Annotated in this window: 24 protein-coding genes and 1 CRISPR repeat array (1 of these 25 only partly in view); of the genes, 10 read left to right on the plus strand and 14 right to left on the minus strand. The window is 59.2% G+C overall.

Annotated features, from left to right (window positions below; all coding sequences use genetic code 11):
- Nucleotides 1-43: 43 nt before the first annotated feature.
- From JNL86_03940 to JNL86_03965, 6 genes are all read right to left on the minus strand, one after another.
- Nucleotides 44-712, minus strand: a complete 669-nt coding sequence (locus JNL86_03940) for a uracil-DNA glycosylase (GenBank protein MBL8042048.1) — start codon at nt 710-712, stop codon at nt 44-46.
- Nucleotides 713-795: 83 nt separating this feature from the next.
- The gene (locus tag JNL86_03945; protein MBL8042049.1) at nt 796-2,121 is read right to left on the minus strand and encodes an FAD-dependent oxidoreductase; all 1,326 of its coding nucleotides are present in this window, start codon (nt 2,119-2,121) and stop codon (nt 796-798) included.
- Nucleotides 2,118-2,996 (minus strand): presqualene diphosphate synthase HpnD, encoded by an 879-nt coding sequence (gene hpnD, locus JNL86_03950; GenBank protein ID MBL8042050.1) that lies wholly within the window; start codon nt 2,994-2,996, stop codon nt 2,118-2,120. Before hpnD ends, JNL86_03945 begins: the two co-directional genes overlap by 4 nt.
- A 1-nt stretch (nt 2,997) precedes the next feature.
- The gene (locus JNL86_03955; protein MBL8042051.1) at nt 2,998-3,930 is read right to left on the minus strand and encodes a cobalamin-binding protein; all 933 of its coding nucleotides are present in this window, start codon (nt 3,928-3,930) and stop codon (nt 2,998-3,000) included.
- Nucleotides 3,927-4,634, minus strand: a complete 708-nt coding sequence (locus JNL86_03960) for an HAD family phosphatase (protein MBL8042052.1) — start codon at nt 4,632-4,634, stop codon at nt 3,927-3,929. The genes JNL86_03955 and JNL86_03960 overlap by 4 nt, the downstream gene beginning before the upstream one ends.
- A 157-nt stretch (nt 4,635-4,791) precedes the next feature.
- Nucleotides 4,792-5,550, minus strand: coding sequence for an SH3 domain-containing protein (locus JNL86_03965; GenBank protein MBL8042053.1), 759 nt, complete (start codon nt 5,548-5,550; stop codon nt 4,792-4,794).
- Nucleotides 5,551-5,829: 279 nt separating this feature from the next.
- On the opposite strand from JNL86_03965, the gene JNL86_03970 reads away from it, so the two are divergent.
- The 3 genes from JNL86_03970 to JNL86_03980 all read left to right on the plus strand — a co-directional run bounded on the left by JNL86_03970 (nt 5,830) and on the right by JNL86_03980 (nt 8,080).
- Nucleotides 5,830-6,243 (plus strand): YjbQ family protein, encoded by a 414-nt coding sequence (locus JNL86_03970; protein ID MBL8042054.1) that lies wholly within the window; start codon nt 5,830-5,832, stop codon nt 6,241-6,243.
- Nucleotides 6,244-6,392: 149 nt separating this feature from the next.
- A complete protein-coding gene (locus JNL86_03975) occupies nt 6,393-7,406 on the plus strand; it encodes a hypothetical protein (GenBank protein ID MBL8042055.1) in 1,014 nt (337 codons plus the stop codon).
- 68 nt (nt 7,407-7,474) lie between these two features.
- Nucleotides 7,475-8,080, plus strand: a complete 606-nt coding sequence (locus JNL86_03980; protein MBL8042056.1) for a hypothetical protein — start codon at nt 7,475-7,477, stop codon at nt 8,078-8,080.
- An 88-nt stretch (nt 8,081-8,168) separates the two neighbouring features.
- Here JNL86_03980 and JNL86_03985 read toward each other — a convergent pair whose 3' ends face one another.
- From JNL86_03985 to JNL86_04020, 8 genes are all read right to left on the minus strand, one after another.
- Nucleotides 8,169-8,891, minus strand: a complete 723-nt coding sequence (locus tag JNL86_03985) for an FHA domain-containing protein (protein ID MBL8042057.1) — start codon at nt 8,889-8,891, stop codon at nt 8,169-8,171.
- A gap of 9 nt (nt 8,892-8,900) precedes the next feature.
- Entirely contained in the window at nt 8,901-9,737 is an 837-nt protein-coding gene (locus JNL86_03990) for a Stp1/IreP family PP2C-type Ser/Thr phosphatase (GenBank protein ID MBL8042058.1), read from the minus strand.
- 8 nt (nt 9,738-9,745) lie between these two features.
- Nucleotides 9,746-11,155 carry a serine/threonine protein kinase gene (locus tag JNL86_03995; protein MBL8042059.1) on the minus strand — a complete coding sequence of 470 codons (1,410 nt, stop codon included), beginning with the start codon at nt 11,153-11,155 and terminating at the stop codon, nt 9,746-9,748.
- 142 nt (nt 11,156-11,297) lie between these two features.
- A complete protein-coding gene (locus JNL86_04000; protein MBL8042060.1) occupies nt 11,298-12,146 on the minus strand; it encodes a PHP domain-containing protein in 849 nt (282 codons plus the stop codon).
- On the minus strand, nt 12,143-13,072 hold the full coding sequence (gene folB, locus JNL86_04005; GenBank protein MBL8042061.1) for a dihydroneopterin aldolase: 930 nt from the start codon (nt 13,070-13,072) through the stop codon (nt 12,143-12,145). Before folB ends, JNL86_04000 begins: the two co-directional genes overlap by 4 nt.
- Nucleotides 13,073-13,178: 106 nt before the next feature.
- The gene (locus JNL86_04010) at nt 13,179-13,664 is read right to left on the minus strand and encodes a hypothetical protein (GenBank protein ID MBL8042062.1); all 486 of its coding nucleotides are present in this window, start codon (nt 13,662-13,664) and stop codon (nt 13,179-13,181) included.
- Nucleotides 13,665-13,823: 159 nt separating this feature from the next.
- On the minus strand, nt 13,824-14,345 hold the full coding sequence (locus tag JNL86_04015) for a hypothetical protein (protein ID MBL8042063.1): 522 nt from the start codon (nt 14,343-14,345) through the stop codon (nt 13,824-13,826).
- Between the two features lie 49 nt (nt 14,346-14,394).
- Nucleotides 14,395-15,306, minus strand: coding sequence for a caspase family protein (locus tag JNL86_04020; GenBank protein ID MBL8042064.1), 912 nt, complete (start codon nt 15,304-15,306; stop codon nt 14,395-14,397).
- Between the two features lie 1,197 nt (nt 15,307-16,503).
- Between JNL86_04020 and cas3 the strand changes: the two genes are divergently transcribed.
- From cas3 to cas2, 7 genes are read left to right on the plus strand one after another with little or no spacing between them, the layout of a single operon-like run.
- Nucleotides 16,504-18,828 carry a CRISPR-associated helicase Cas3' gene (gene cas3, locus JNL86_04025; GenBank protein MBL8042065.1) on the plus strand — a complete coding sequence of 775 codons (2,325 nt, stop codon included), beginning with the start codon at nt 16,504-16,506 and terminating at the stop codon, nt 18,826-18,828.
- A gap of 8 nt (nt 18,829-18,836) precedes the next feature.
- On the plus strand, nt 18,837-19,592 hold the full coding sequence (cas5c, locus tag JNL86_04030) for a type I-C CRISPR-associated protein Cas5 (protein MBL8042066.1): 756 nt from the start codon (nt 18,837-18,839) through the stop codon (nt 19,590-19,592).
- Nucleotides 19,593-19,594: 2 nt separating this feature from the next.
- The gene (gene cas8c / locus JNL86_04035) at nt 19,595-21,340 is read left to right on the plus strand and encodes a type I-C CRISPR-associated protein Cas8c/Csd1 (GenBank protein ID MBL8042067.1); all 1,746 of its coding nucleotides are present in this window, start codon (nt 19,595-19,597) and stop codon (nt 21,338-21,340) included.
- A complete protein-coding gene (gene cas7c, locus JNL86_04040) occupies nt 21,337-22,347 on the plus strand; it encodes a type I-C CRISPR-associated protein Cas7/Csd2 (protein MBL8042068.1) in 1,011 nt (336 codons plus the stop codon). Before cas8c ends, cas7c begins: the two co-directional genes overlap by 4 nt.
- A 5-nt stretch (nt 22,348-22,352) precedes the next feature.
- Nucleotides 22,353-22,994 carry a CRISPR-associated protein Cas4 gene (cas4, locus tag JNL86_04045; protein MBL8042069.1) on the plus strand — a complete coding sequence of 214 codons (642 nt, stop codon included), beginning with the start codon at nt 22,353-22,355 and terminating at the stop codon, nt 22,992-22,994.
- A 7-nt stretch (nt 22,995-23,001) separates the two neighbouring features.
- Nucleotides 23,002-24,033 carry a type I-C CRISPR-associated endonuclease Cas1 gene (gene cas1c, locus JNL86_04050; protein ID MBL8042070.1) on the plus strand — a complete coding sequence of 344 codons (1,032 nt, stop codon included), beginning with the start codon at nt 23,002-23,004 and terminating at the stop codon, nt 24,031-24,033.
- 9 nt (nt 24,034-24,042) lie between these two features.
- Nucleotides 24,043-24,333: a CRISPR-associated endonuclease Cas2 gene (cas2, locus tag JNL86_04055; protein MBL8042071.1), complete on the plus strand. Its 291-nt coding sequence runs from the start codon at nt 24,043-24,045 to the stop codon at nt 24,331-24,333.
- Between the two features lie 178 nt (nt 24,334-24,511).
- Nucleotides 24,512-25,380: direct repeats of the CRISPR family, unit length 37 nt; unit sequence GTAGCGCCCGTCCTTAGTGACGGGCGAGGATTGAAAC; it runs 529 nt beyond the window's last position.

Here is a 25,380-nt window from a genome sequence, read left to right on the forward strand (position 1 = left end):
TGTCGCGGCTCAGCCACAGCGGGCGGCATCGGCCTCCCGGCTGTCATCCGAACAACTCCATCTGTTGGGCCTCGACGGCCGGTCGCTCGATCTCAATCGTGCGGGTTGGGCCTGTTGACGCCTGCGCTTCCGGCTCAGCCGCCTTGCTGTGCCGATCCAAAAACTCCTTCAACTTTTGGAAATCCTCACGCAAGGGCGGCAGCATGGCTGCCTGGTGCAAGGCTGCGGCCGGATGGAGGAGCGGGAAGAGCGCGAATTCTTTGAGGTAGAACACTTGCCCCCGCACTCGGGTAATGCCGACTTTGCGTTCCAAGAGCGTCTGTGTGGCCCAGTTGCCGAGGGAGCAGACAATTTTCGGGCGGATCAGGGCAATCTGTTTCAGGAGAAATGGCTTGCAGGTGTCGACTTCTTGAGGTTCGGGATCACGATTGTTGGGTGGGCGACACTTGATCACATTGGCGATGTAGATGTCCCCCCGAGACAAGCCCGCCGATTGGAGCAACTCATTGAGTAATTGGCCGGCCGCACCGACAAACGGCTCTCCTTTCTGGTCTTCGTGATATCCCGGCGCTTCTCCGACAAACATCACCGACGCTTGTGGGTTGCCCACGCCGAAGACGACCTGGCGCCGTCCGAGTTTGGCGAGAGGGCACCGCTGGCAATCGTGCAGTGATTCCGCAAGTTCTTTGAGTGCGATCTGAGGTGAGGACATGTATGACGGGTCCGAGTGGAGAGCCGAATCTTAGTCGCGGTCACCGACCTTGTCAATCTGGAGATCGAAGGAACAGGCGACGCTTAGGGCTGTGCACGTTGTTGCAGGGCAGTCAATGACGTGGCGCAACGCCGGCCGCTGAGAATGGCGGACTCAAGATTGGCCGGCCATCCCGTATCGGTCCATGCGCCGGCGACGAACAAATTGGTGAATGGGCTCGTGGAGAGCGGCCGAAAGTGTTGTGCGCCCGGCCTGGCCGCCAGCATGGCCGACGGCAGTCGGAGGATCTCGGCATCCAGGACATGAGGAGCCGATGTCTGTGTCGGGAAGGTTGCCGCCACATCGTCCAGGGCGAGCCGGATCAGATCGTCTTGGGCGTGGGGGAGGAGACCAGGCTCTCCCACGGCCGTGGCCCAGATCACCGAGGCGTGATTGTGTCGGGACTCGTCGGCATGCCGGATCATCCAATGGAAGGTCTTCCCTTCCAGCAGGATCAACTGTGTCTGATCGGCCGGCCGGTCGAGATGGAGCCGAACGACGAGCATCGATGAATCGCAGAGACGGCTCAATTGCTGGAAATAGGCGAAGTGGGTCACCACCCGTTCCGGCAGGAGCGAGGTCAGCCGGTGGTGTGGAAGTGCGGCGATATACCAGTCGGCAGTGAGCCTGCTGCGGTCCGTTAATTCGACGCTGGTCATACGATGTTGTGCAAAATGCAGTTGGCTGACGGTCGCAGGCTTCCGGAATTGCACCCCCAGTTGGTCGAGGCGCGCCTTCAGCGGTGCGAGTAGGAAGGTGTCGACCCCATGCGGCGGGATAATCAACTTGGTCGCGCGGGCGCCGGTCAGGAAACACCGCCGCAGGGTGCGCATGAACAGGCCTGCAGACACCAGCGGCAGGGCGGCTCCCAACAGCAGTCTGGCCAGGCTGTTCCAGACGCCGTGGCGCGCGTGTTCCGATTGGCCGATGCTGGTGAGCCATTCGTCGGCGGCTCGTGTATCGAGGTCATTCGGCAAGGGAGGATCCTGTTCCCAGGTCCGTTCGAGAAACGAGAGCAGATGCCAACGATCACGCATGGAGAGACCTTGGAACAGCGTCGTGCCGAGCAGGGTATTGAGGGGGGAGGGAAGAGGAAGGTGGAGGAACTGGACGCGGGCGCCGTCGGCCTGGAGAAACTCGAGCCGAGTGTGTCGACGTTGTCGCGTGGCAGATTCATGTCCCAGGTCGCTCAGCAGCGACCAGGTGGCGCTGTGGGCTTCGAGGAGTATCGGCGGCGGCCCATGACGGAGAAGGCCTCCGACCTGGTCGGCCTGTTCAAGTACGGTGACGGAGTAGCCGTCGGTCGCAAGGTGCAGGGCTGCGGTGAGGCCGGCAAGTCCCCCGCCGAGAATGAGCACCTGACCGGTCATGGAGCGGACGCAGGCAAGCGTGAGCGTAACCAGACGCCGGCCGCCACCGCCAATCGGTGGCTGGAAGACAGGCTGACGCGATCTCCCAGGACACGAAATCCGGACTCCTCGATGCGCTGCAGAATTCGGCTATACACGCCGCGCATGATCTCGGCGACGGTGAGGGCTCGACGTTCCTCTCGCGGCAGTGAGTCGAGGGCCCGGGCGGCCTTGGCATAGAAATCCTTCGCCCGCTCGACTTCGAATTTCATGAGCTCCGTGAATTCAGGTTGGTATCGCCGGTGAAGCAGGTCTTCTTCACGATAACCGAAACGCGCAAGGTCTTCTTGGGGGAGGTACACACGGCCGCATTCGGCGTCGTTGCCCAGGTCGCGCAGAATGTTCGTCAATTGAAATGCCATGCCGAGATTGACTGCATAGTCCTGCGCCCTGGGCGAGGTCGTGCCGAAGACATGAAGGCAGATCAATCCCACCACGGAGGCGACGCGGTAACAATAGAGTGACAGCTGGTCGAAGGTGGCGTAGCGCTTGGTGGTGAGATCCATCTCGACGCCTTTGATGAGTTCCTCAAAGTACGCCTGGGGAATGGAGAGTGCACGGACGTGTTGCGCCAGGCTGATGGTGACGGGAAAAGTCGGCGTGCCGCTATAGGTTGCGGCCAGTTCTTGCCGCCAACGCGCCAATTCCTCCTGGGGATGGCTGCCGGGCGGCGGTTCATCGACGGCGTTATCCACCTCCTTGCAGAAGGCGTAGACGGTGTACATGGCGTCGCGCCGGGCCTTCGGGAGAAACAGAAAGGAATAATAGAAGTTGCTCCCGCTTTTCTTTGTGAGTGTCGTGCAGTAGGTCTGAGCTTGAGTCGGTGTCATCATCATGTCATCGGGTGGAAGTCTGAGTCATCGCAAGTCGTTCGACGGTGGCCGGAAGCTGATGGCCATAGCAATCCGGGTGAAGGATGGCAGCCAGCTGCTCGACGCCCTCAACCAGCCTTGGGCCGGGGCGACTGAAGTAGGACAACGCATCGACCAGATAGACCTCGCCTCGTTGCACGGCCGGAAGACTCTTCCAGCGGGGATGGTTGGTCAACAGGGCCAGTTCGGTCTTGGTGCGTGCGATGGTGAAGCCGCAGGGCATGAGGATGATTACATCCGGCCTACTCGCCGCGAGTGCGTCCCAATCAATTTTTTGAGAAGGAGTTCCTGCCGCAGCCAGCGCGTCGATCCCCCCCGCGGCTTCCACCATGTCGGGAACCCAATGGCCGGCACAATAGAGCGGGGAGAGCCATTCGAGGCAAGCCACTCTCACGCGTGGTGATGATGTCGAAACCGTGCTTCGCACCGCATCGAGCCTGCGACGGAGGCCGGCGGCGAATTGTTTGCCGGCCTCTTCCCGGTCCATCGCCGCACCCAACGTTTCAATGTCGCGCAGCACATCATTGAGCCGATGAGGACTGAGGGTGACCATGCGCGGCGGCGGCGTGAGCGCACGCAGCACTCGAGCGACCTGCGTGGGTGTGATGGCGCAGACATCGCAGAGGTCCTGGGTAATGAGCAGATCAGGCTTGGCGGCCAGGAGGCGTGCTTCGTCCAACTCATAGAGGCCCGTGCCGGCTGACAGCAGCGTCCCGACTTGGGCATCGATCTGAGCGCTTGAATGCGTGTCGGCCGCGATTCGACCACGGACCATCACCGGAACGTGCGCGAGGTGTCGGGGGAAATCACATTCGTGGCTGATGCCGACGAGGTGGTGTTCGAGCCCCAGCGCGGCCACGACTTCGGTGGCTCCCGGTACGAGCGAACAGATGTTCATGAGGAGCCTTGGCCCGGTCCCCAGAGTCGTGTCCTGAGGTCCGAGAGCCGGGTGTCGGCGAGGGAATGGGTAATGGCATCGGCCTCGCCCAAGTCTTGCACCGTATGGGTATTGGCGACGGCCAGCACCTTCATGCCCGCTGCCCGTGCAGCCCTGATGCCAGGCAACGAATCTTCGATCACCAGGCAATCCTTCGGGGTTAAGGCCGGCTGCGCCGGCTGCCGATTCAACCCGGCCATGGCATGGAGAAACGGATCAGGCGCCGGTTTGCCTCGCGTGACGTCTTCGGCGCTGGTGATATGGCAAAACGCCTTGCGCAGCCCGGCTTCCTCCAAAATCATGTCGATTTCGTTCCGTAACGCTCCGGACGCAATGGCGAGCGGAACGCGCGCGGCTGCGTCATGGATGAGTTCGCGCACGCCGGGAAAGATGGCGAGGTGGTGTTTGATGGCGGCGAGGTAGGCCTGTGCCTTGCGGTCCATCAACTCGCCCAGGAGTGCGGGGGAGGCCTCACGTCGATGGAATTGCAAGGCGGCCAGGAAACACCCGCGATCATCAAAGCCGAGATAGTCGGCGTAATACTCCGCTTCGGTCAGGGGGATATCAATGTCGGCCAAGACCCTCTGAAGGGCGGCCAAATGCAGTGGTTCGGTGTCGGCAATCACGCCGTCGAAGTCAAAAATAATCGCGCGTAAGTCGTTCATAGGCGGTGCAGATGCATCCTGTTGTGGAGAGCCCCGCAGCTGGAGTGCCGGTGGAGCGGGCGCGGCATTATAACAAGGGTCGACCGGCAAAAAAAGACAACGGCCCGTTCCACGGAGGAACGAGCCGTTGCGGAGAAGCCGGAAGCCTGAATGGGCGTCAGCGTTTCAGCTTCAAATGGCGTTCGGCGATCCACCCCTTTTTGCCATCCTGGGTGCGGACTGCATACATCCACCCGCGTTTCTGATAATCGCCGTCCAGGATCGTCAGCGTGGCACCGGCCGGGACCGTCGTGCTGGTCTTGCTGCCGATGGAATCGACGAACAACGGCATGGGGGCCTTGGGTCGAGTGGGATCGGCCACCACCGTCACCCGTTGGCTCTCCGCGAACACCGGACCGGCGATGCGCACCGCCGCCGGGGCCGGCTTGACGACCGGTGCAGGAACAGGGGCAGCGGCGGCAGGGATGGGTTTCTGGGCCGGCGTTTCCACCGGGGCCACGGGTGCGCTGTCAACGACGGTAGGTGGGGCCATGGCTGGTGCCGGGGCCGGAGATGGAGCTGCTGAGGGCGCCGGCGTCGGTGCGGCGGCCGGTTTGGGTATGGGGAGCGCAGGACGTTGGGCGACCGGCGGGGTTGTCTCCGCGCCTCCGTCGAGATACGGTTGAATCAGTTGCAGCGCTGCGTCGGGATCCATGGCCACGTAGCCAATGCCGCCGACGAGTAGGAGGAGCAGGATCCACAGCAGCGGTCTTTTCTTCGACTGCTTGGGAGCATTCATGGGTGGGGCCGGAGGCGGGGCCGCCTCGTCCAAGTCTTCTTCGGTGAATTCCAGATCAGGCTCGGGCTGACTCGCGAACAGGAGACGCCAGTTTGTCCACTCACGACCGATCGCGGGAATGCCCATAGATGACACCATCGGAGGACCTCCTCATTCGGAACCATCGCTGTCTACTCGTAGGTACTTATCACCGGTTCCGGGGCCTGTCAATTTTGTTCGACAAAACGACAGTATGCGTTTGTCGGACCGATCGGATGTGCAGAACACGCACGCGCCTCGATGGCGAGAACCGGGCTCCGTTGCCTCGGCCTCGGCATCCGGAACTATAGCGGACACACGGCTGTCTCCACCGCGCAAGGGCTTGCAACTTTGAACATCGCCGTTGCAGAATCGCGCACGACCTGTGCGCGGAGGATCATGAAATCGTATCGCGAGGAACTCTGGTTCGAAACGAAAACCAGACGCGCCTATCTGAATATCACCGCGCACGTCGACGCCGCCGTGCGAAAGAGCGGGGTGCGCGAGGGGCTGGTGCTGGTCAATGCCATGCATATCACCGCCAGCGTCTATATCAACGATGATGAGGGTGGGCTTCTGCAAGATTACGATGCGTTTCTCGAACGGCTTGCGCCGCACGAGGCCACCTATCGCCACAACGAGACCGGCGAGGACAACGGCGATGCGCACATTAAACGACAACTGATGGGCCGGGAAGTGGTGGTGGCGATCACGGATGGAAAGCTGGATTTCGGGCCTTGGGAACAAATTTTTTACGGCGAGTTTGACGGACGACGGCGCAAGCGCGTGCTGGTGAAAATCATCGGCGAGTAAGTTGCGGGAATTGTTGGGATCGACCATCGAGGCCGGTCCCGCGAGGAACCGGCTTCAGGCTTGCCACGTTTCGGAAAGTTTGGCAACATGGACAACAGGATGACTGCATATTGTACCGTGCGACGTCGCATCGACCTGGGAGGCCAGCCATGTTGAGTTGGTCACGACCGGATCCGCTGACGCGAGATTTGATTCACCTCATCAATGCCCGTCGTCACGACCATGGGGATACGGATGCGGCGATCGATACGCTGCAAGCCTTCATCGAGCAAGGGCGGGAGCAGGACCTGCTGACGGTCCTGGCCGCACTCGACGAAGAGATGGCGGAATGGATGTTCGACCTGGTGGCGGAAGCTTCGTGTGCCGTCATCATGGATGGTCCGGACGAAGACAAGGGCGCCTATGCGGTGATGGCGGCGTTGGAGTTGCCGTTGCAGGCGAATCTGGGGCAGCCGCTCGGCTTAAAAATCGATCCGGTGGCGACGGCAGATCTGCTGCACCGACATCTACAGATTCCGTCCGGCGTGGTCGTGCGCGTCGAACCTCGCCTCTTGACGGATGCCACGCTCGAAGGGTTGACCCTGCAGACCTTGAACGAGCACCTTGTCAGCATCGCCGATTCTCAGCGTACACAGGCCATTGCTTCCCGACTCTATCCCCCGGTGGAAAATACCGCATTTCTCTTTTTCCAACTGATCGGGTTGCCGGATCCGGGGTTGCCGGATGTATTGGAAGAATCGGAGCGCCGCGCATTGCTCGATGGACTCGTGGCGCAATGTGCCGAGTTGGCCCTGGCGCCTGATACGCTTGAAGTGCCGGTCTATGCGTCCTATGCGTTGTTCGATGCGCAAAATGCCGTGCGGCTTCATCGGTTGGCCGACGAAACGGCCGCGGTCTGGCGCGACCTCGATCCGATGGTGCGGGCCCGCACCATCGTGCACCTGCATACGCAATGCGGCAACGGGGTGTATATGCCGGTCTGGACCGATCTCTTCGATCCGGAACTGCCGGAGGACCACGGGCCGGTTTGGACCTCGCCCGACGTGTGGGTCTTTACGGCCGACCTGCCGATCGAGTGGCCCGGCGAGATGTTGACCAATCGTCTGTTGGCAGAAGGTTGCACCCGGTTCGAAAATCACATCGTGGAAGCGCCGGAAAACTAACCGGCGCTCCAGTGTGTCACGCATTTCGTTGATCCATCGGCACCGAACATCTGTCACCGAGGGGTTCCTTGGCTGGCTCATCCCGCATCGGCGCCGTCATCTTGGTCACATTGCTGAGTTGTCTGGTCCTCGGCGGAGTCTGGGGACTGGTCATCCTTCTCCTTCCCCAAAGCGAGGTCGTGCCGGAAAGCGAGCCGATTTCTTCGCCGCCCAAGCCGGTTCTCCCTCCTTCGACCGCTCTGCCTTCCGGCAAGGCTGTGCCGGGCAATTCGCCGCCGCCAGTCGTCGCGCAGCCAGAAGTGCCGCTCGCTGCACAGGAGCCGCCACGTTCTTCCGCGACTGAGCCTGCAGGACTTCCGCCGGGGAAGGAGGTCAAATGTGGTCTGGAAATTGCCGCGCTCTGTCCGGAAGAGGAGGGAGAACGGCATGCCTGCCTACAGCGCAAGGCCGCACAACTGTCGATGCCCTGCCGACCGATGCTGCGGGAGAAACTTGCACGGATGAAAGAATCCATGCAGCAACTACGTACCGCGTGTGAGGCAGATCGGCGGCAATTTTGTCGGGAAGTCGCTCCTGGTGGTGGCGGGTTGGTCCAGTGCTTGGAGTCCCACGCCCAGTCCGTGTCGGACCAGTGCTTTCAACTCTTGCCAAAGCGTGGGCGTCTGCTCAATTGAATCGGGCTCGTGCCGCTTCCGTTCACCGGGTCCGGCCGACGGGCATGGAACACAGGCCCGCTGCTGGAGCTGGTCGATGGTGCAGGCGTCAGGCCGCGCTGCTCGTGTGGTCTCGCAGGAGAAACCGCATCGTAATGCCAGCCACCTCGACGACATCTCCATGGCGGAGTGGCTGTTCTCCTTGCGCCAGTCGGCCGTTGATGAGAATAGGCTTCCGGCTCTCCGTCTGGCTTACGACGTAGCCCTCGCTGTGGCGGCTGATCATCGCAGCCGTCTTCGGAGCAAACCAGCCCGTGAGGGTAATGAACGCGTCATCCTGCGCGCCGACCAGGGAGACCTGTCTGGTCAGTCGGTACTGTGCCTGACCGGTTTGCCCCGAGAGGATCTCGACGATGCCGATGTGGCGATCGGGCGAGAGTGTCTTGGCTTCCCGCCGGTGGGACACGACCGCGGGTGTGTCTTCCAGGCGTGGTTCCTGGGCGTGGGACGATCCGGCCACTCCCTCCTGTTGATCTTGAAACATCAGGCGGTATGTCCCGAGGCGAATGCTGTCCGCATCACAGAGCCGACGACGGTCGATGGTCTGTTCGTTGACGAAGGTGCCGCTGCGGCTCCCCAGGTCCTCAATGAACCACAGGTTCTGCACGTTGACGATGCGAGCATGGCGGGCGGAGACCGCACGGTCTTCCAGGCAGAGATCGTTCTCCGGTGCTCGGCCGATGGTGAAGGGCGTGCGAGAAAGTGCGCAGACTCGGGTGCCGCCTTGGGGCGATCTCACGAGGAGTGTGGGTGGTGAATCGGGCTGCGACATCGGTGTTCCTTATTGCGGGTCCATTGCGGAGGACGAAAACAGGCGGCCGTAGAGGCGACCCCAAAGGCCGGATGCCCGTTGCGTGACCTTCACCACGACGACGGTCGTATTGTCCGACCCCCCGGCGTCATTCGCCACGGCGATGAGTTGGTGCGAGACTGTCTGAAGATCGGATGATTCGAGGACGACGCGCAGGATGGTGTCGTCGGAGACGCCGGTGGTCAATCCGTCGGAGCAGAGCAGCAGAAGATCCTCGTTCAGGACGGGCCGCTCCCGCAGTTCCACATCCACCAGGGCCTGGACCCCGACCGCGCGGGTCAGCACATGTTTGTGCGCCGCGCGCAGGGCTTCGGCATCGGTCAGCAGTCCGGAGCGGACCTGTTCCTGCACCAGGGAATGGTCCCTGGTCAGCAACTGAATCGTCTTGTTGCGGATGAGGTAGAGGCGGCTGTCTCCGACATGCGCGATCGAGAGGATCGACCCCACGAGCCACGCCGCGACCACTGTCGTTCCCATTCCGGCATAGGCCTGGTCGTGTGTCGCTTCCTGATAGACCTGGTGATTGGCCACTCGCACGGCACTCGCCAATCGATTCGTGGCGACCGAACAGTCATGGCGAGCGCGGCCGACGAGGGGCAGCGTCGGGTCGGCAGTGGCGGCGGCGATATGTTGTGGAATCAGGGCAATGGTGCGGCTGCTGGCCACTTCTCCGGCACGGTGCCCTCCCATGCCGTCGCAGACAATGAACAAGCCGGCTGCGGGATCGGCATGAAAACGGTCTTCGTTGTGATGGCGGCTGAGTCCGATATCCGAGGCGGCTCCATGGGTGACGTGCCAGGTATACATGGGCGGGGCTATCTCGGCATGACCTGGAAGACGTCGCGCAGGTCCTGCGCCATGTCGCTGGCATGACGGTATCGATTCGGAATGTCCTTCTGCAGGGCACGATCAAGGATGCTTTGGACGCGGGTCGGCAGATCCTGACGGTACTTCATCAAGGGCGCATGCGGGGCTTTGGTGATGCGCGTCACGAGGGCGGGCATGTTATCGGCGTCGAACGGGCGTTCCCCGGTCAACAACTCGAAGAGCACGACTCCCAACGAAAACACATCGGATCGGCCGTCGACATCTTTCCCGGTCGCCTGTTCGGGCGACATGTAGCGCGGCGTGCCGACGATCAGGCTGGGCTGGGTTTTCGATGCCGTCGCCATTTTGGCGATGCCGAAGTCCATCACTTTTACCACGCGCTGTTTCAGGAGCATGATGTTGGGGGGCTTCACATCCCGATGGATGACGCCCTGGCCATGCGCATAGTCGAGCGCGTCTGCGACGGCCGCCACGATGTGCAGCACGTGCTTGGAGGGTAACAACGTCGATTTCTGACAGTAGCAGCTGAGCAGCGTCCCTTCCAAGTATTCCATGGCAATGTAGGCCAAACCGTCCTGCTCGCCCGCGTCGTACACGGTGACGATGTTGGGATGTGACAGACGTCCGGTCGACTCCGCCTCGCGAAAGAACCGGTCGCGAAAGTCTTTGAGTTCCTCCGCGCTGTCGATATCGTCCAAGCGCATGGTTTTGATCGCGACGAAGCGTTGGATCGTGGGGTCCTTGCCTAAGTACACCAGGCCCATGGCTCCGCGTCCCAATTCCTTCACGACGTGATATCGCCCCAATTGGGCAGGCGGACTCCCCCCGTTGCGGCCGGCCGCGGTCCCGGCCGGCCGAGTTGGTGCGGAAGCGGCCGGCTCGACGGCGGCCACACTGTCGGTGGCCTGATTGGCAGGCACGGCCTCCTGTTTTGGCTGGCGGCGGCGGGGGCGTCGGGTGAAGGCTTGGGTGAGGGCATCGACGTGGCGGACCCAGGCAAATGTCAGCCAGCTGGCTGAGCCGATAAGCCCACCGGTGACCAGCCAGGTGTAGAGCGGTTGCCTCGGCGGTCCCAGGACCGGAATCCCGTGTGCTTCATAGGCTCGTGACGCCATCAGGACGATCAGGAGCAGTGCGGCGGGGAAGAGAATGGCCCGGAGGAACGTTTGCCCTCTGCCGTTGTCGTGCAGGTCATATCTGGCTCTGGCCGCTCCCATCCAGACCATGAGCAGGCAAATGCCGTCGGCGATGAACAGGACGACTTGCGAGGCGTTCATGCCTAATGGCCGGAGGAAGGTGTGGTGAAACAGCGGAAGCGAGGCCAAGAACGGCCCCACGAGAATAGCCAGCACGATGACGATGAAATACGGGCCGATCCAGCCCCAGGCTGTGGTCATGAGTTGGAGTGATGCGTCGTTGTGTCCCAGTGTAACGGAAGGTCAGGGGGTGTCAACGAAACGAGGGAATCATGCACGGCCGGAGGCCGGGTGGGGGCATACCGGGGACGAGGAGGAGCGGGTTGCTGGGCAGCGGGATGAGCTAGGCGGCGGTTGCGGCCTTCTTCAGCGGATCGAGCAGTTTGTGCGAGACCTTCAGCTGGCCGCGTCCGATGCCGACTTCGATATCCGGTTTGGTGATGCCATGAAAATCGCTTCCGCCGGTCACCTGCAGGTCACATTGCTTGGCCAAGTCGAGATATTCGGTCGTCTGGCTTGGTGTATGGGTGCTGTAGTGGACTTCGATGCCTCCCAACCCGACAGCCTTGAGGTCGCGAACCAGCGTGCGTAAGCCGTCGGCCGAGGTGCGAACCCAGGTGGGATGGGCAAGGACCGGGACGCCGCCTGCTTCGCGGATCCACCGGACCGCCGTGGCCGGTTCCGGTAATTCCCGATCGACGAAGGCCGGACGGCCGTTGGCTAGATATCGATCGAACGCCTCTTTCGCCGAGGTCACAAATTTCTTCTCCATCAGGAGGCGGGCGATGTGAGGACGGCCCACGGACTCCGTGCCAGCCAGCGCCCGCACTTCGTCGTAAGTGATGGGGATGCCCAGTTCATTGAGACGTTGCACGATCCGGGGATTGCGCAGGTGACGACTGTCGCGCAACGTCTTTAACCGCTCCGCCAGCACAGGGTCGGTCCAATCCAGAAAATAGCCGAGGATGTGGAGTTCGCTTTCACCGAGCCGAGAACTGATTTCGACGCCGGGCACCACCTCGATCCCGAGTTCGTTCCCGATCGCCGTCGCTTCCGGAATGCCCTCGACGATGTCGTGGTCGGTGATCGCCAACGCGGCGAGCCCGGCCTGCTTCGCGAAGCCCATGACCTCGCGCGTGGAAAAGCTGCCGTCCGAATGGGTGGTGTGCAGATGAAGATCAATGCGGCTCATGGTGTTTCTGGCCCTGCTTTCTGCGCGACGAGGCGCGCGGTATAACTCGCTCCGCTGCCGTGGCCGCCGTCGTGTTCGCCTTCGTCGTAGTGCAGCACGCGCAGGGGAGACGTCAGGCGAAGGAGTTCGTTCGGGGCCAGGCAGAATTCCCATCGGCGCGGATGCCGATGGCGGAAATAATTGTCGATGGTGAACGTTTCGTATAGGAGGATGCCGTTCGGTTTCAACGCGTCGATGAGCGACGGAAACAGGGGGCGGTGCAGATAGTACGACACGATGACTGCATCATAGGCCGACTGGCCGAGGCTCGGCGGCCGGTCCGGATGTTCTTCCAAGTCCAACACCCTGGTTGTCAACCCAGTCAGGTGCCGAGCCTTGGCCGACTCGCCCAATTCGGTAAGCGCCTCCACATCCCGGTCGATGGCGTCTACCTGTGATCCCTGGGACAACAGGTACAGGGCATTGCGGCCTCGGCCTGCGGCGACATCCAGAATGAGACCTTTGGGGATTCGGCCCTGTTGTTCGACGAGGAACGGCAAGGGGGTCGGCTGTGCCGGCTGCTGTGCCGCGCGTGTGCGCTCGTAGCGGACACCCACCGATCCGGCCACCATGGCCAACGGGGCGTGGAGTTTGCGAATCCAGAGCTGTACCCGTTCGACAGGGAATTCGGCGAACAACAGGTCGAGCAGCCGTTCGGCTAGGGTCTCTAGGAGTTGGCAGGTGAGGCCGGTGCTCAGCGCAACCACGCGTTCGGCGACGCGTGCATAGTCGACGGTGTCGTCGAGGCGATCGGAGAGTCCGGCGGGCTCCAGCGCCGTGTCCAGTTCGAGATCGACGGCGATTAACTGGGGTTTGCGGCGTTCTTCTTCAGTCACGCCGCAGCGGCCATAAAACTCCAGACGTTCGATAATGATGCGCCCCGCCATGACGGCATTCTCATGGATGGGGTTTCAGACTGTCAAGCAAGGCGGGAGACGTGAAAGGGAAAACGTGAAAGGGGAAACGTCAAACGTCACGCGCACCTCGCGGGGTCTAGCCCGGGTTATTCATGAATGCCGTGGCGAGGCGTTTGGCGAGGCCGTTAGCCGGGGACAGTATTCGACGCAGAGCGGCGGCCACGGTTGCGGGTGCGAGTCTCGCCGTCAGTTCCTGCAAGAGGCGAATGCCCGTGCTCTGCAGCAGGGCCACGATTTGGCTTGCGGTCGGTTGCGCGGGATGCGCGAGGCGAAGTTGCTGCAACTCCGATCGGTAGCGTTTCCGGCGACGCCAGGTGGCGTGAATGGCCACGGCCGCGATAAAGGTGAGCAGCAGGGGATTCGGGGCCATGGAGAACAACCACCGCCACCATTCGTACAGCGCGAGGAGGGCAAGGCAAAACGGAAGCGACAACGCATCGCCCCAGGCACCGTGCAGAGCGCGGATCTGGTCGTCGACGGACTGGTTGGTCGAACGGCGGGGAGTCCACTGCAGCGGCGCGCGGCGGTTTTTCGAACTGAACAAGCGGGCGGGGCGGAACATTCCGGGTACCTCCTGTCGTGAACAGCCTTCTCCTGAGAAGGCATTGTAGGACAGGTCGGTGGAACGGGATAGCAAAGACAGAATTTCTGCAGCGGCGCGCTCGGTAGTTTTACCCGGGTGATGGAGGCGAAATTCTCATCGATGTCGGGGACCGTCGACTCAGCGCAGTCGTTGTAAGATGCCCTCGGCCACGACGGAATTCGGATCGCCGCCGACCATGAGATCCTTGTCTCCGAAATGGCTGGCCGTGCGCGTGGTGATCCGCATCTTCAGTCCTTCGGGCACGAGCGTGTATTCAAAGAGGGCCGCTTCCTGACGTTGGTCCATATACCCCTGCCTCGCGCGTTCGAACGACCCGACGATACCGACCGACAATCGGCCGGGCCCTTGTGCGAAACTCTTCACCGTCATCCGTTGCACGCCACCTCCCGGCGGGACGTATTCGATGTGTTGGCCGACCTGCGATAACTCCAGCTGTCGCGTGAGGCCTTGATTGTTCGTGTATGAGTACAAGGGGAATCCCTTGGCGCTGAAATCGATTTGCACGTCGGCCTGGCTACCGTCGGCGCTGGCGAGTCGGCCTTTCCACGCGCCGGACATGTCCGCCGCGTACAGCATCGCGGAGACTGCCATCACGCAAAGCAGAGTGGTGGCGAGTGCGAGCCAATGTTTGCCGGTCATGGGGCCGACCTCCTGAACGAGCAGTGGACGCGGACCTTCGTCCCCAGCGTCAGACGCTGAATGGTTGCTGTCGCAAGAACTTTGCGACCGTCCCGAGCGTAAAGAGATTGGGCGTTTGGCTGGAAGGCAGCCCAGCTGTGACGGCCGCATGAAACTTGGCATAGTTCCCGCGATAGGCCGCGTGATTCCAAACCTTCAGCACCTGTTCGGTGAATGCGCCGTTGTGGTCGCCGTCCATGGAGGTCTGGTTGTCCTGACAGCCTGAAATCAGAATCACGGAGGCGTTGAAGTCTTTCGCGATTGCGGTCAGGCGCGGGCTGACGGCGAGTTGCGCCAAGACGCTGTCCGGATCCACGGCGGCAGCCTTGCCGGCGGCTTTGGCGACGTCGTGTTGGAGCTTGTTGTAGAACCGTTGGTGTTCCCGATAGGTCCGGATGGCGACCGCAGGAGGCATCATCTTCGAGCGGCCGGCCGTAGTGGCACCATCGGTGGGCCGTGGGATTGCACGGGTGACGGTGCCGCTATGGCAACTGTCGGACAGCACGAGAATGCGCACGCCTGCCGCAAAGCGGCTGAGTTCACAGTACAACTCATCGTCGATCAATTGCCCATCGTACAGACACCAAGTCTCATCCTGTTTGTCTGTCTCTTCCCCCGTGACATCGGGCACCTGTCCGCCATGACCTGAATAGGTGAGAAAAAACAGATCGCCCTTCTTCAACTGCTTGGCGGCCTTGCGAATGGCGGCCAGCGTCTGCGCACGTGTGCCCTTCTTGGTCAGCAACACCGTGGGCTTCATGCCCTGCGATTTGGCGATGGCGGCCATGTCCTTGGCGTCGAATTCACACGCCGTCAGGTCGCCGCTCCAGCCACCATAGGCAGCGGGGCTGACTGCGTTGAGGCCGATGTGCAGGGAGAGGGCTTTGGGCTTGCCGGACGTGGATGTGGGAGTGTTGGCCATATGGACCTCCTTGGCGGACGGGAATGGATGAGGATAAGAAGTGTGATGATCGAAAATATGCCGGTACGGTAGTCCTTGAGAAGACATCTGTCAACGGAAAGAAGGGGAGAAATGCTGGTATTTCAAGCGGGTCGGAGGGGGATGCTGTGACGTAAAAAAAGCGACTCGGCCTGAAACTGTGACCCCGGATGTCACACCGCAGTGATAGGGTCGGGAGCCACGATGAAGAGTGGATTGCGAAGGGCTGATGGCTGGAGGGGGAGACTGTGGCGTGTCGTTCGGGTATCTCGGGAATGTTCAGCGCTCAATTCTCAATGTTCAATCGAATCTCGGCTAGCAAGACGGGAGACGCGTCACCAGGCAGAGGCCCTAGGTGCAATCCTAGGGTCCATTTGTCGGTGTTCTCCGATGACGGCTATCCCCATCCTTGCTACAGTGCGGCGCATTGCGAGGGGGCATGAACTGGAACGAAGAAGCCCGAATCGATTGCCACTTCTTGTTCAAATGTCCGCAGCGATGGGACCGCCTGCAGCCGACGGCAGAGGAAAGAGTCCGGCACTGCACTGAATGTGATCGGGATGTCCACCTGGCGTTGACGGAAGAAGAGTTCATCCGGCATCGCGAAGCAGACCATTGCATCGCCGTACCGGTACTGTGGCCAGAAAGGCAGGTCGATCCTGACGGTTCGCAGTATGTCGTTGGCAGGGCAGATCCGCCATATGGGCCAGAGTCTGAGCCACGGTAGTAACGGGGAAAAGCGGCACGCTACGCAACTGAGAAAAGGAGGTGCACGTTCATGTCAGCACGAGAACTGAACCGACGAACTCTCGGCAAGACGATTGTGGCGCTAGGTATGCTGGCGGCCATACAGCCGTTTAGGCCATTGGTTGCGGCGGAAGAAACGAAGGTCCAGAGGTGCGCTAAGTCAGCTGATGCCGCGTCTAGCCAGAAGCTCCCGTTCGTCTGCTTCTCTAGGCGCACGGCCGAGGGGGACCTTGTGACGTTTTTGAAGAAGTGGCCGACGGCATAGAGCGATGTGATCGCTGCACTACCTAAGAGCTGAAAGAAGGAGATGAATTTATAGTCTCCCAATTGTTGGTGCCACCAAGATAGCAGTCAGCGAACACGTTGAATTCAGCAGCCGGCATGCTTGCGAATAGCACTCGAAAAGAACCAAAGATGTAAATCGATATATCAATGATGCCTAATTATCATAATGACGCTGAGGCTCAGCCGTGCCAGTACTTCGCACACAGCTCAAATGAGCATGGCGATTGGCATCGGTTAGCGGAGCATCTCACTAGCGTCTCAAAGATCGCAAGAGAATTTCTGCAAGGACGGAACGGCGCTGAAGAAGCGGCGCTCGCTGGTTTGTTGCACGATCTCGGGAAATATGGCGACCGCTTTCAGGCACGGCTGCACGGCAAAGATAAGGGGTTGGACCATTGGTCGCAAGGGGCGTGGGTAGCTTTGGCCGAACATGGTGCCATTGCGGCTGCGTTGGCGATTCAGGGGCATCATGTCGGCCTACAACGGGCCAATGTGGATGCCTTGCGTCGGATGAATCCCCAAAGTCTCATTCAAAACCACCCATTTCGTCTTGCCCTGAGCGATTCAGACCACATTCGTCTCAAGCAACGCGCTGAGGCAGAGGGGATATCGCTCAAGACTCCCGCACAAACAATCGTGGCACACCAAAATGGCATGGCACAGGCCGTGTCCGCCATGCTGGATGTGAGGTTGCTCTTTTCGTGTCTGGTGGATGCTGACTTTCTGGACACCGAGTCGCACTTCGATGGTGACGCATACGGGAAGCGTCCACGCCCTGAAGGACCGAAGCTGGATGTCAGTGCGGCACTCGCTGTGCTTGATGCATATATGGAGGCGGTGCGCGCCTCCACTAGTGCGCAGGTGGCGGTGCGGCAGGCACGGGAGGCACTGTGGAATGCAGCAGTAAGTGCAGGCCAGGCAGAGCCTGGCTCCTTTACGCTGACTGCGCCGACCGGTTCCGGCAAGACGCTAGTGATGCTCAAATTCGCCTTGGAGCATGCGAAGAAACACGGATTGAAACGAATCGTTTTGGCAGTCCCTTTCTTGACAGTCATTGAGCAGACGGCGTGTATTTACCGAACGGTGTTCAAGGCATTTCCGAATAATTTTGTGCTGGAACATCACAGTCTGGCTGGGCTTGGGGCTGAAGCTGAACAACGAGATGCGGAAGGAGTAAACGAACGTCAACGCCGTTTGCTTGCAGAAAACTGGGACGCGCCAATCGTGTTGACCACCAACGTCCAGTTGCTGGAATCGCTCTTTTCTAACCGGCCGTCCAGTTGTCGCAAGCTGCACAATCTCATGGAATCGGTTATCCTGTTTGATGAAGCGCAGAGCTTGCCGCAGCACTTGGCTGTACCTACCTTGGCTGCGCTATCTCACCTGTCGGCGGCCTATCGCTCTACCATAGTTTTTGCCACCGCGACTCAACCCGCATTCGATACTCTCAACGAAGCAGTAAAAAAACACGCCGTGCAAGGCTGGCACCCGATCGAAGCCATACCGGAACACCCGGCACTATTTGCGGCACTGAAACGAGTCGAAGTGAGTTGGCCAAAAGGTGGCGAAAAACGAACGTGGACTCAACTCGCTGATGAATTGGAAAAGGTGGATCAGGCCTTGGTAGTGGTTAACCTTAAACGCCATGCCATTGCTCTGCTCCATGAACTGACTGAGGCGAAAAGCGTGTTCCATCTCTCAACCAACTTGTGTGCCGAACACCGGCGGGCCGTGATGGATAAGGTCAGGGATCAACTTGCGGCCGGACGTCCCTGCCGCCTCATTTCAACCCAATGCGTTGAGGCAGGGGTGGATGTGGATTTCCCCATTGTCTTCCGTGCCGTAGCGCCGCTGGACTCAATCGCACAAGCTGCAGGACGCTGCAACCGAGAGGGCAGGCTCAATGAACAAGGCCGGCTTGGTAAAGTTGTGGTTTTTGACCCTGATGAGCAAGACGGATGGAGGAAGCGGTTTCCCACACATAGCTACTATCAGGCGACTCAAGTCACACAAACCATGCTCAATCTCCACGACAGCAATCTGGACATTAACGATCCCGAGGTATTCCAGGCCTATTATCGCCGGCTCTATGATCTGAACGATCCTGCCAGCCAGAACGTCGATCTTACAAGAGCGATTCAGGAGCTCGATTTTGTGGAGATTGCCAAAGCCTACCGTCTCATTGTTCAGGATGCCATTCAAGTGCTGGTGCCATGGGTGGGCAGATACGACGAGTTTTTGGAATTACGAACAGAAGCTGATCAACGAGGCATAAGCGCCAATTGGATGCGCCGCGCCCAAGGGCTTGCTGTCAGTGTCTATCGCACCAACGACGGCCCCCCTGCCTGGGCAATTCCGGCAAATCTTCGGCGCGGTGGTGTTTCTGACGAGTGGTTCATCCTTGAGGGAGAGTTTTACGACGATACGCTTGGGCTGAATCCGCCCAAGAGCGAACAGGTCTTCATCGCATAGGGGGAGTTATGGCTAACGGCACACATACATTGGAAGTCTGGGGCGATTTCGCATGCTTCACCCGCCCGGAAATGAAGGTCGAGCGTTTCTCCTATCCGATCATCACGCCTTCTGCGGCACGTGGCATCTTTGACGCTATCTACTGGGATGGCCTACGCGAACGGCAAGGCACGGGAAACATTATGCGTCCCTATTTCCACTGGCAGGTTATACGCATTCAGATATTGGAACTGCCGCATTTCATTGCTCTGCGGCGCAATGAAGTGAAAGGACGAGTGCCTGGTACAACGACGCTAAACAAGTGGATGGCTGGGAAGAAGTCACCAGAAGCTTTGTGGGCAGATGGAGACGATGAAAGTACTGGCCGCACACAGCGTCAAACTATGGCGCTCAAGAATGTGCGCTATCGGCTCACTGCGCAAATCGTTCCCAAGTCCGGTTTCGCCTCCGACTACGGCAAGTTCAACGCCTGTTTCGAGCGTCGGGCTAAGCAGGGAAAATGTTTTCAGCAACCTTATTTCGGCTGTCGGGAATTCCCCGCGTTCTTTGAGTATGTCGAGTCGTCGGATTCCAAAGTCCCGCCACCCGCTGCCCTGGATCAGCATCTTGGCCTCATGCTCTATGACGTGTACGACCTGCACAAGGATGCCGTGAAAGATAATGACAAACCATTCATCACGCTGTTTGACGCTCACATACGCAACGGTGTGCTGGAAGTTCCGCCGTTCGGTAGCTCGGCAGTAAAGAAACCGGAAAGGACATAGCCATGCTGCAAGCATTGATGAGCTATGGAGAGGGCCTCGACTCTGAGCCTGGGTTTAAGACCCGCGAAGTGCGTTGGTGTGTTGAGCTGGGCGCTGATGGACGTTTTCTGAATGTGTTGCCGCTGGGTGATGGCAAGCGCGGCGCATCGTATCTCCGTTGCCCTGATATGCACAATATGAATGCTGGCGGCAAATCACATTTTTTGGTGGAGATGGCCCAGACAGTCGTGCTTCTGTTCAAGGGTAGTGAAGGGCAGGACAAGATTGAAGGAGCGCACGCTAAACACCAATTTTTTGTTGAAATGCTGCGCTCGGCATCGAAGGTATCTTCGCATCTTACTGCCATCGCGAATGCACTGGAAGATGAATCCAGTCTGGGCGAAATACGAAAGTCCCTGTCAGAAAACAAAGCCAAGCCTGCTGACTGGCTTGGCTGGCGGGTAGACGGTATTGATCCGCGCGAGGATAAAACCATTCAGGCTTGGTGGCGAGAATGGCGAAAGAAGGATATGCAGAGAGGCCGACCTGGTTCAACGCCTTCTGGCGCGAGCGATATGGTTTGCTTCCTCACGGGTAATACCACACAACCCTTGCCGACTCACCCTAAGATTACAGGGTTATCTGGTGTCGGTGGCTTGAGCATGGGCGATGTGATGGTGGGCTTCGATAAAGCCGCGTTCGGTTCTTTCGGCCTGGATCAGTCGGCCAATGCTGCTATGAGCACCGAAGCAGCTCAGAAGTATGTGGATGGCCTCAACGACTTGATTCGCCACCATTCCCGCAAGCTCGCCAATGCTTTGGTTATTCACTGGTTCAAGGTGCAGGTTGCCCCACAAGACGATCCATTGGAATGGTTGAACGGCTTCGAGTCGCAAGAACAAACGGAAGCGGCTGCACTGGGGGCTGCGCGTCGTCTGCTTGAATCCATCCGCAAAGGCGAACGCGTTGATTTGGGCAACAACCGGTATTACGCACTGGCGCTTTCAGGCGCATCAGGGCGAGTGATGGTGCGCGACTGGATGGAGGGGCGTTTCGAGGATTTGGTGTGCAATATCGAGGCGTGGTTTGCCGATCTCGCCATTGTCGCTCGTGACGGCAGAGGGCAAGCTCATGATCCTAAGTTCATGGCGGTGTGCGGGGCATTAGTGCGCGAACTGAAGGACTTGCCCGCCCCTACCAGCGCTACATTATGGAAAGTTGCAGTGCAGCGGCTGCCCATCCCGCAACCGTTAATGGCGCAGGCACTGGCGCGATTCCGAACAGATCTGGTCGATAAAGACCAGCCCCCGTTCAACCACGCTCGCATGGGGTTTATAAAAGCCTATTTTGTTCGACTTCAACCTGGAGGTGCCCACGCCATGACCGCATATCTCAACTCCGATCATCCAGAGCCCGCCTATCACTGTGGACGGTTGTTGGCAGTGTTTTCTAACTTACAACGCGCCGCGCTTGGTGATGTAGGGGCAGGTGTCGTGCAACGTTATTATGCTGCTGCGAGCCAGACACCGGGACTGATTCTCGGACGCTTGACCAGCAATGCGCGTAACCACTTGGGCAAGCTCGAAGGCGGCTTGGCTTGGTGGTACGAAAATCAGATCGCGGATGTGATGGGGCACTTGGGCGATGGTGCGCCACGTATTCTTGACCTTAACGGCCAGGGTCTATTTGCTCTTGGTTACTACCAGCAACTTGCCGCGCTGCGGTCAGGCAAGAACAGCAACGAGACCGAACAAGGAGAAAACCAATGAGCGTCATTCAGAACCGGTATGAATTCCTCTATCTCTTCGACTGCGAAAACGGCAATCCGAACGGCGACCCCGATGCTGGGAACTCGCCACGCATTGACCCGGAAGACATGCACGGGCTGGTTTCCGACGTGGCCATCAAGCGGCGAGTGCGGAATTATATCCAGATTGCATTTGGCAATACCACGCCGAACGCCATCTTCGTAGAACACGCGACCAATCTAAACAAGCCTATTGCACTGGCTCACGAGAAGGCGAACGGTGGTGTTCCGAAAGATGGAGAATCTAATAAGGCACAGGTAAAAGGAGCGCGTGAGTGGCTATGTAGCAACTTCTTCGACATCCGGACATTCGGTGCAGTTCTCGCTACTGGCCCGAATGCCGGGCAAGTGCGAGGCCCGGTGCAGGTGGCCTTTTCTCGCTCCGTTGATCCAATAATTCCGCTTGATCTTTCTATTACACGAGTCGCGAAAACTCCGACGGGAAAAGAGATTAAATCAGACGCGAGTTACGAGAAACACGTTGAGTGGGAAGCTGCGCAGCCGGAAGATTCCCTCCGCACCATGGGTCGCAAGGCCCTCATCCCCTACGGCCTCTATATTGCCAAAGGGTTCGTGTCTGCCAATCTCGCTCAGGGAACCCTATTTTCAGACGACGATCTCATTCATCTGTGGGAGGCTCTGGCAGGCATGTGGGATCACGACCGTTCTGCCTCCAAAGGCATGATGTCCAACCGGGGGCTGTATGTGTTTAAGCATGTGGGCACGGACAACAATGTCGAACAGCGTAAGCGTCAAGCCATGCTTGGCTGTGCCCCTGCACAAGCGTTATTAGACCTCGGCCGCGTCATCGACGTGAAGCGCAATGAATCGGCGATGAAAGAAGACAAGATTGGAAGCCCTCGCAAGTTTGCGCATTACACAGTAACAACGAATACGGCCAACCTGCCGAAAGGTGTGGAGTTATGGGGGTGGGATGACAGCGTGGGTAAGCTTGCGAAGCTATCGTAGGCTAAATGATGTCGCAGGATGACGCTGATTGGGAGTTGATCCCTATTTCCGCGCTGAATCACTATGCCTACTGCCCTCGGAGATGTGCGTTGATTCATGTGGAGCAGACATACTCTGAAAACGTGTTTACCATGCGCGGTCACGACCTTCATGAACGAACCGACCAGGAAGGGGCAAGTGGTTGGGAGGAGGGCGTACGAGTGGAGCGTGCCTTACCGCTCTGTTCCAAACGATTAGGTTTGATTGGAAAAGCTGATGTCGTCGAATTTCACGGAGCGATTCCCTATCCTGTCGAATACAAATCTGGACCGAACCGGCGATACGAAAATGATGACGTGCAGCTTTGCGCTCAAGCACTGTGTCTAGAGGAAATGCTAGGCAAAAATGTTGAGCGAGGCGCCATCTTTCATCACAAGTCCAGAAGACGACGTGAAGTATTATTCACTCCGGCATTGCGAACTCGGGTGGAAGAAATCGTGACGGCGATTCGATCTATGCTAGTTGACAGGATTCTTCCCTCTCCAGTGAATGACCAACGTTGTGAACACTGTTCCCTACGTGAGGCCTGCATGCCGGCCGTGATTGGCGAACGGCAACGCGCAGAGGCGTTGATCCGTCACCTGTTTGTTCCGCAAGACCCGCGCTGAGTCTCCGATGCATCAATTGCTGAATACGCTCTATCTGACGACCGAAGGCGCTTATCTCCGGCTCGATCACGACACGCTCCGAATCGAGGTCGAGCGGGAAACCAAACTACAGGTGCCGATCCATCACCTGGGCGGTATCGTCTGTTTCGGCGACGTGTTGGTAAGTCCGGCGGCGCTGGCGCGCTGCGCTCAGGACGGCCGGTTTGTCGTGTTTCTCGACCGGAACGGCCGCTTTCAGGCGCGTGTGGAGGGGCCGGTTTCCGGCAATGTGTTGCTGCGCTGTGCCCAATATGCGGCCATGCGCGATCAAGCGACCACGCTGACCATCGCCCGCAATGTGGTGGGAGGAAAAATTCAGAATAGCCGGCAGATTGTGTTGCGGGCCGCCCGAGAAACCGATCAGCCGGACGACGGCAACGCTTTACGCCAGACCGCCGAGGCTCTCGCCAACGTGCTCGGTCGTGTGCCGCTTTCCGAAGACCTTGACCACCTGCGCGGGCTCGAAGGGGAAGCGGCGCGACACTACTTCTCAACGTTCGATCGCATGGTTCGAGAAGATCACCCCACCTTCACCATGAATGGCCGGAACCGGCGCCCGCCGACCGATCCCGTGAATGCCCTGCTGTCGTTTCTCTATGCCCTCTTGATGAACGATTGTGTTGCGGCGCTGGAAGGAGTCGGCCTCGATCCGCAAATGGGGTTTCTGCATGCGTTGCGTCCAGGCCGGGCAGCCTTGGCCTTAGACTTGATGGAAGAGTTGCGGAGTGTTTTTGCCGATCGACTCGCACTCACGTTGATCAACCGCAAGCAGGTAGCGGCCAATCAATTTCATGCGCGACCGGGCGGGGCAGTGCACCTGGAGGATGCCGCCCGCAAAGAGGTCATCGTCGCCTATCAAAAACGTAAACAAGAAGAGATCACGCACCCGGTGTTGAATCAAAAGATGCCGTTAGGTTTGGTTCCGCATGTGCAGGCTCGTCTTCTGGCCCGCGTGCTGCGAGGAGACCTTGAGGCCTATCCGCCGTTTTTGTATCGGTAGGAGGGTGGCATGAATATGTTGATCGCCTATGACGTGGCAACAGAGTCAACTGGCGGGCGGAGGCGCCTGCGGAAAATTGCGCAGGCCTGTCAGGATTTCGGGCAACGAGTACAGAAATCGGTGTTCGAATGCACGGTCAATGAGATGCAATTTGAAGAACTCCTTCGGCGTCTTCTCGAAATTATCGATGAGAAAGAAGACAGTTTGCGGGTGTATCGATTAGTCGAGCCCAAAGAAAAGTATGTGCAGGTGTTTGGTGTGGACACGTCAGTCGATTTTGATGAGCCACTGGTGTTGTAAACGCGAACCAGCAGCGCTGCTCAATAGGGCGTGGGATCGCGCAGGCGAGAAGGTTACGAATTAAAAGGAGAATTTCTCAGGTGACACGAAACCATTGTCGCCGATTCCAAATGATTCCATCAGGTTCGCGCCAAGTCGAGGTAAACCTGGCTGGAAATCATAGGTTTTTGTTAGCGCGGTAGCGCCCGTCCTTAGTGACGGGCGAGGATTGAAACACTAAGTCATCATGTTGTGCTTCTAACTCCTTCACCGTAGCGCCCGTCCTTAGTGACGGGCGAGGATTGAAACATGGGGCTGCTCAAGCTGATGCCGGAGCTGAACTGTAGCGCCCGTCCTTAGTGACGGGCGAGGATTGAAACGTCAACGAGGGGAGCTCGCCGTCTGGCGCATCTGGGTAGCGCCCGTCCTTAGTGACGGGCGAGGATTGAAACCCCTTTTTCGTAGCAATCCCGAAAGGGAGTCTTGTAGCGCCCGTCCTTAGTGACGGGCGAGGATTGAAACAGACTCACACATCTATATCGATCACGCGCATGTCGTAGCGCCCGTCCTTAGTGACGGGCGAGGATTGAAACTGTGCGGTGCCGGGCTGATCCGGCATGGCAATCCGTAGCGCCCGTCCTTAGTGACGGGCGAGGATTGAAACTCAGGTGGACTAGCGGCAGGAGCAGACTTGTCGAGGTAGCGCCCGTCCTTAGTGACGGGCGAGGATTGAAACGCCGTACCGCTGGACGTGCGGCCAATGCTTGGCGAGTAGCGCCCGTCCTTAGTGACGGGCGAGGATTGAAACGCCTGCCCAAACGTCTCATTCGCCCAGGCCGTCAGTAGCGCCCGTCCTTAGTGACGGGCGAGGATTGAAACTCGCTCTCGCCTGTCAAACGATCGTAGCAACGCTGTAGCGCCCGTCCTTAGTGACGGGCGAGGATTGAAACATCGTGAATCATTTGCATCTGTTCGAGCAGATGAATGTAGCGCCCGTCCTTAGTGACGGGCGAGGATTGAAACACGGTATCAACTGGCTCATTCCTCGCGTTCAGGGTGTAGCGCCCG

It is taken from the genome of Nitrospira sp. (assembly GCA_016788885.1).
Taxonomy (GTDB): Bacteria; Nitrospirota; Nitrospiria; order Nitrospirales; family Nitrospiraceae; genus Nitrospira_A.

Excerpts from the sequence above, each read along its gene's own strand:
- JNL86_03940 (MBL8042048.1), bottom strand. The coding sequence starts at position 712 with ATGTCCTCACCTCAGATCGCACTCAAAGAACTTGCGGAATCACTGCAC.
- JNL86_03945 (MBL8042049.1), bottom strand. The coding sequence starts at position 2,121 with ATGACCGGTCAGGTGCTCATTCTCGGCGGGGGACTTGCCGGCCTCACC.
- hpnD (MBL8042050.1), bottom strand. The coding sequence starts at position 2,996 with ATGATGATGACACCGACTCAAGCTCAGACCTACTGCACGACACTCACA.
- JNL86_03955 (MBL8042051.1), bottom strand. The coding sequence starts at position 3,930 with ATGAACATCTGTTCGCTCGTACCGGGAGCCACCGAAGTCGTGGCCGCG.
- JNL86_03960 (MBL8042052.1), bottom strand. The coding sequence starts at position 4,634 with ATGAACGACTTACGCGCGATTATTTTTGACTTCGACGGCGTGATTGCC.
- JNL86_03965 (MBL8042053.1), bottom strand. The coding sequence starts at position 5,550 with ATGGTGTCATCTATGGGCATTCCCGCGATCGGTCGTGAGTGGACAAAC.
- JNL86_03970 (MBL8042054.1), top strand. The coding sequence starts at position 5,830 with ATGAAATCGTATCGCGAGGAACTCTGGTTCGAAACGAAAACCAGACGC.
- JNL86_03975 (MBL8042055.1), top strand. The coding sequence starts at position 6,393 with ATGTTGAGTTGGTCACGACCGGATCCGCTGACGCGAGATTTGATTCAC.
- JNL86_03985 (MBL8042057.1), bottom strand. The coding sequence starts at position 8,891 with ATGTCGCAGCCCGATTCACCACCCACACTCCTCGTGAGATCGCCCCAA.
- JNL86_03990 (MBL8042058.1), bottom strand. The coding sequence starts at position 9,737 with ATGTATACCTGGCACGTCACCCATGGAGCCGCCTCGGATATCGGACTC.
- JNL86_03995 (MBL8042059.1), bottom strand. The coding sequence starts at position 11,155 with ATGACCACAGCCTGGGGCTGGATCGGCCCGTATTTCATCGTCATCGTG.
- JNL86_04000 (MBL8042060.1), bottom strand. The coding sequence starts at position 12,146 with ATGAGCCGCATTGATCTTCATCTGCACACCACCCATTCGGACGGCAGC.
- folB (MBL8042061.1), bottom strand. The coding sequence starts at position 13,072 with ATGGCGGGGCGCATCATTATCGAACGTCTGGAGTTTTATGGCCGCTGC.
- JNL86_04010 (MBL8042062.1), bottom strand. The coding sequence starts at position 13,664 with ATGTTCCGCCCCGCCCGCTTGTTCAGTTCGAAAAACCGCCGCGCGCCG.
- JNL86_04015 (MBL8042063.1), bottom strand. The coding sequence starts at position 14,345 with ATGACCGGCAAACATTGGCTCGCACTCGCCACCACTCTGCTTTGCGTG.
- JNL86_04020 (MBL8042064.1), bottom strand. The coding sequence starts at position 15,306 with ATGGCCAACACTCCCACATCCACGTCCGGCAAGCCCAAAGCCCTCTCC.
- cas3 (MBL8042065.1), top strand. The coding sequence starts at position 16,504 with ATGATGCCTAATTATCATAATGACGCTGAGGCTCAGCCGTGCCAGTAC.
- cas5c (MBL8042066.1), top strand. The coding sequence starts at position 18,837 with ATGGCTAACGGCACACATACATTGGAAGTCTGGGGCGATTTCGCATGC.
- cas8c (MBL8042067.1), top strand. The coding sequence starts at position 19,595 with ATGCTGCAAGCATTGATGAGCTATGGAGAGGGCCTCGACTCTGAGCCT.
- cas7c (MBL8042068.1), top strand. The coding sequence starts at position 21,337 with ATGAGCGTCATTCAGAACCGGTATGAATTCCTCTATCTCTTCGACTGC.
- cas4 (MBL8042069.1), top strand. The coding sequence starts at position 22,353 with ATGATGTCGCAGGATGACGCTGATTGGGAGTTGATCCCTATTTCCGCG.
- cas1c (MBL8042070.1), top strand. The coding sequence starts at position 23,002 with ATGCATCAATTGCTGAATACGCTCTATCTGACGACCGAAGGCGCTTAT.
- cas2 (MBL8042071.1), top strand. The coding sequence starts at position 24,043 with ATGAATATGTTGATCGCCTATGACGTGGCAACAGAGTCAACTGGCGGG.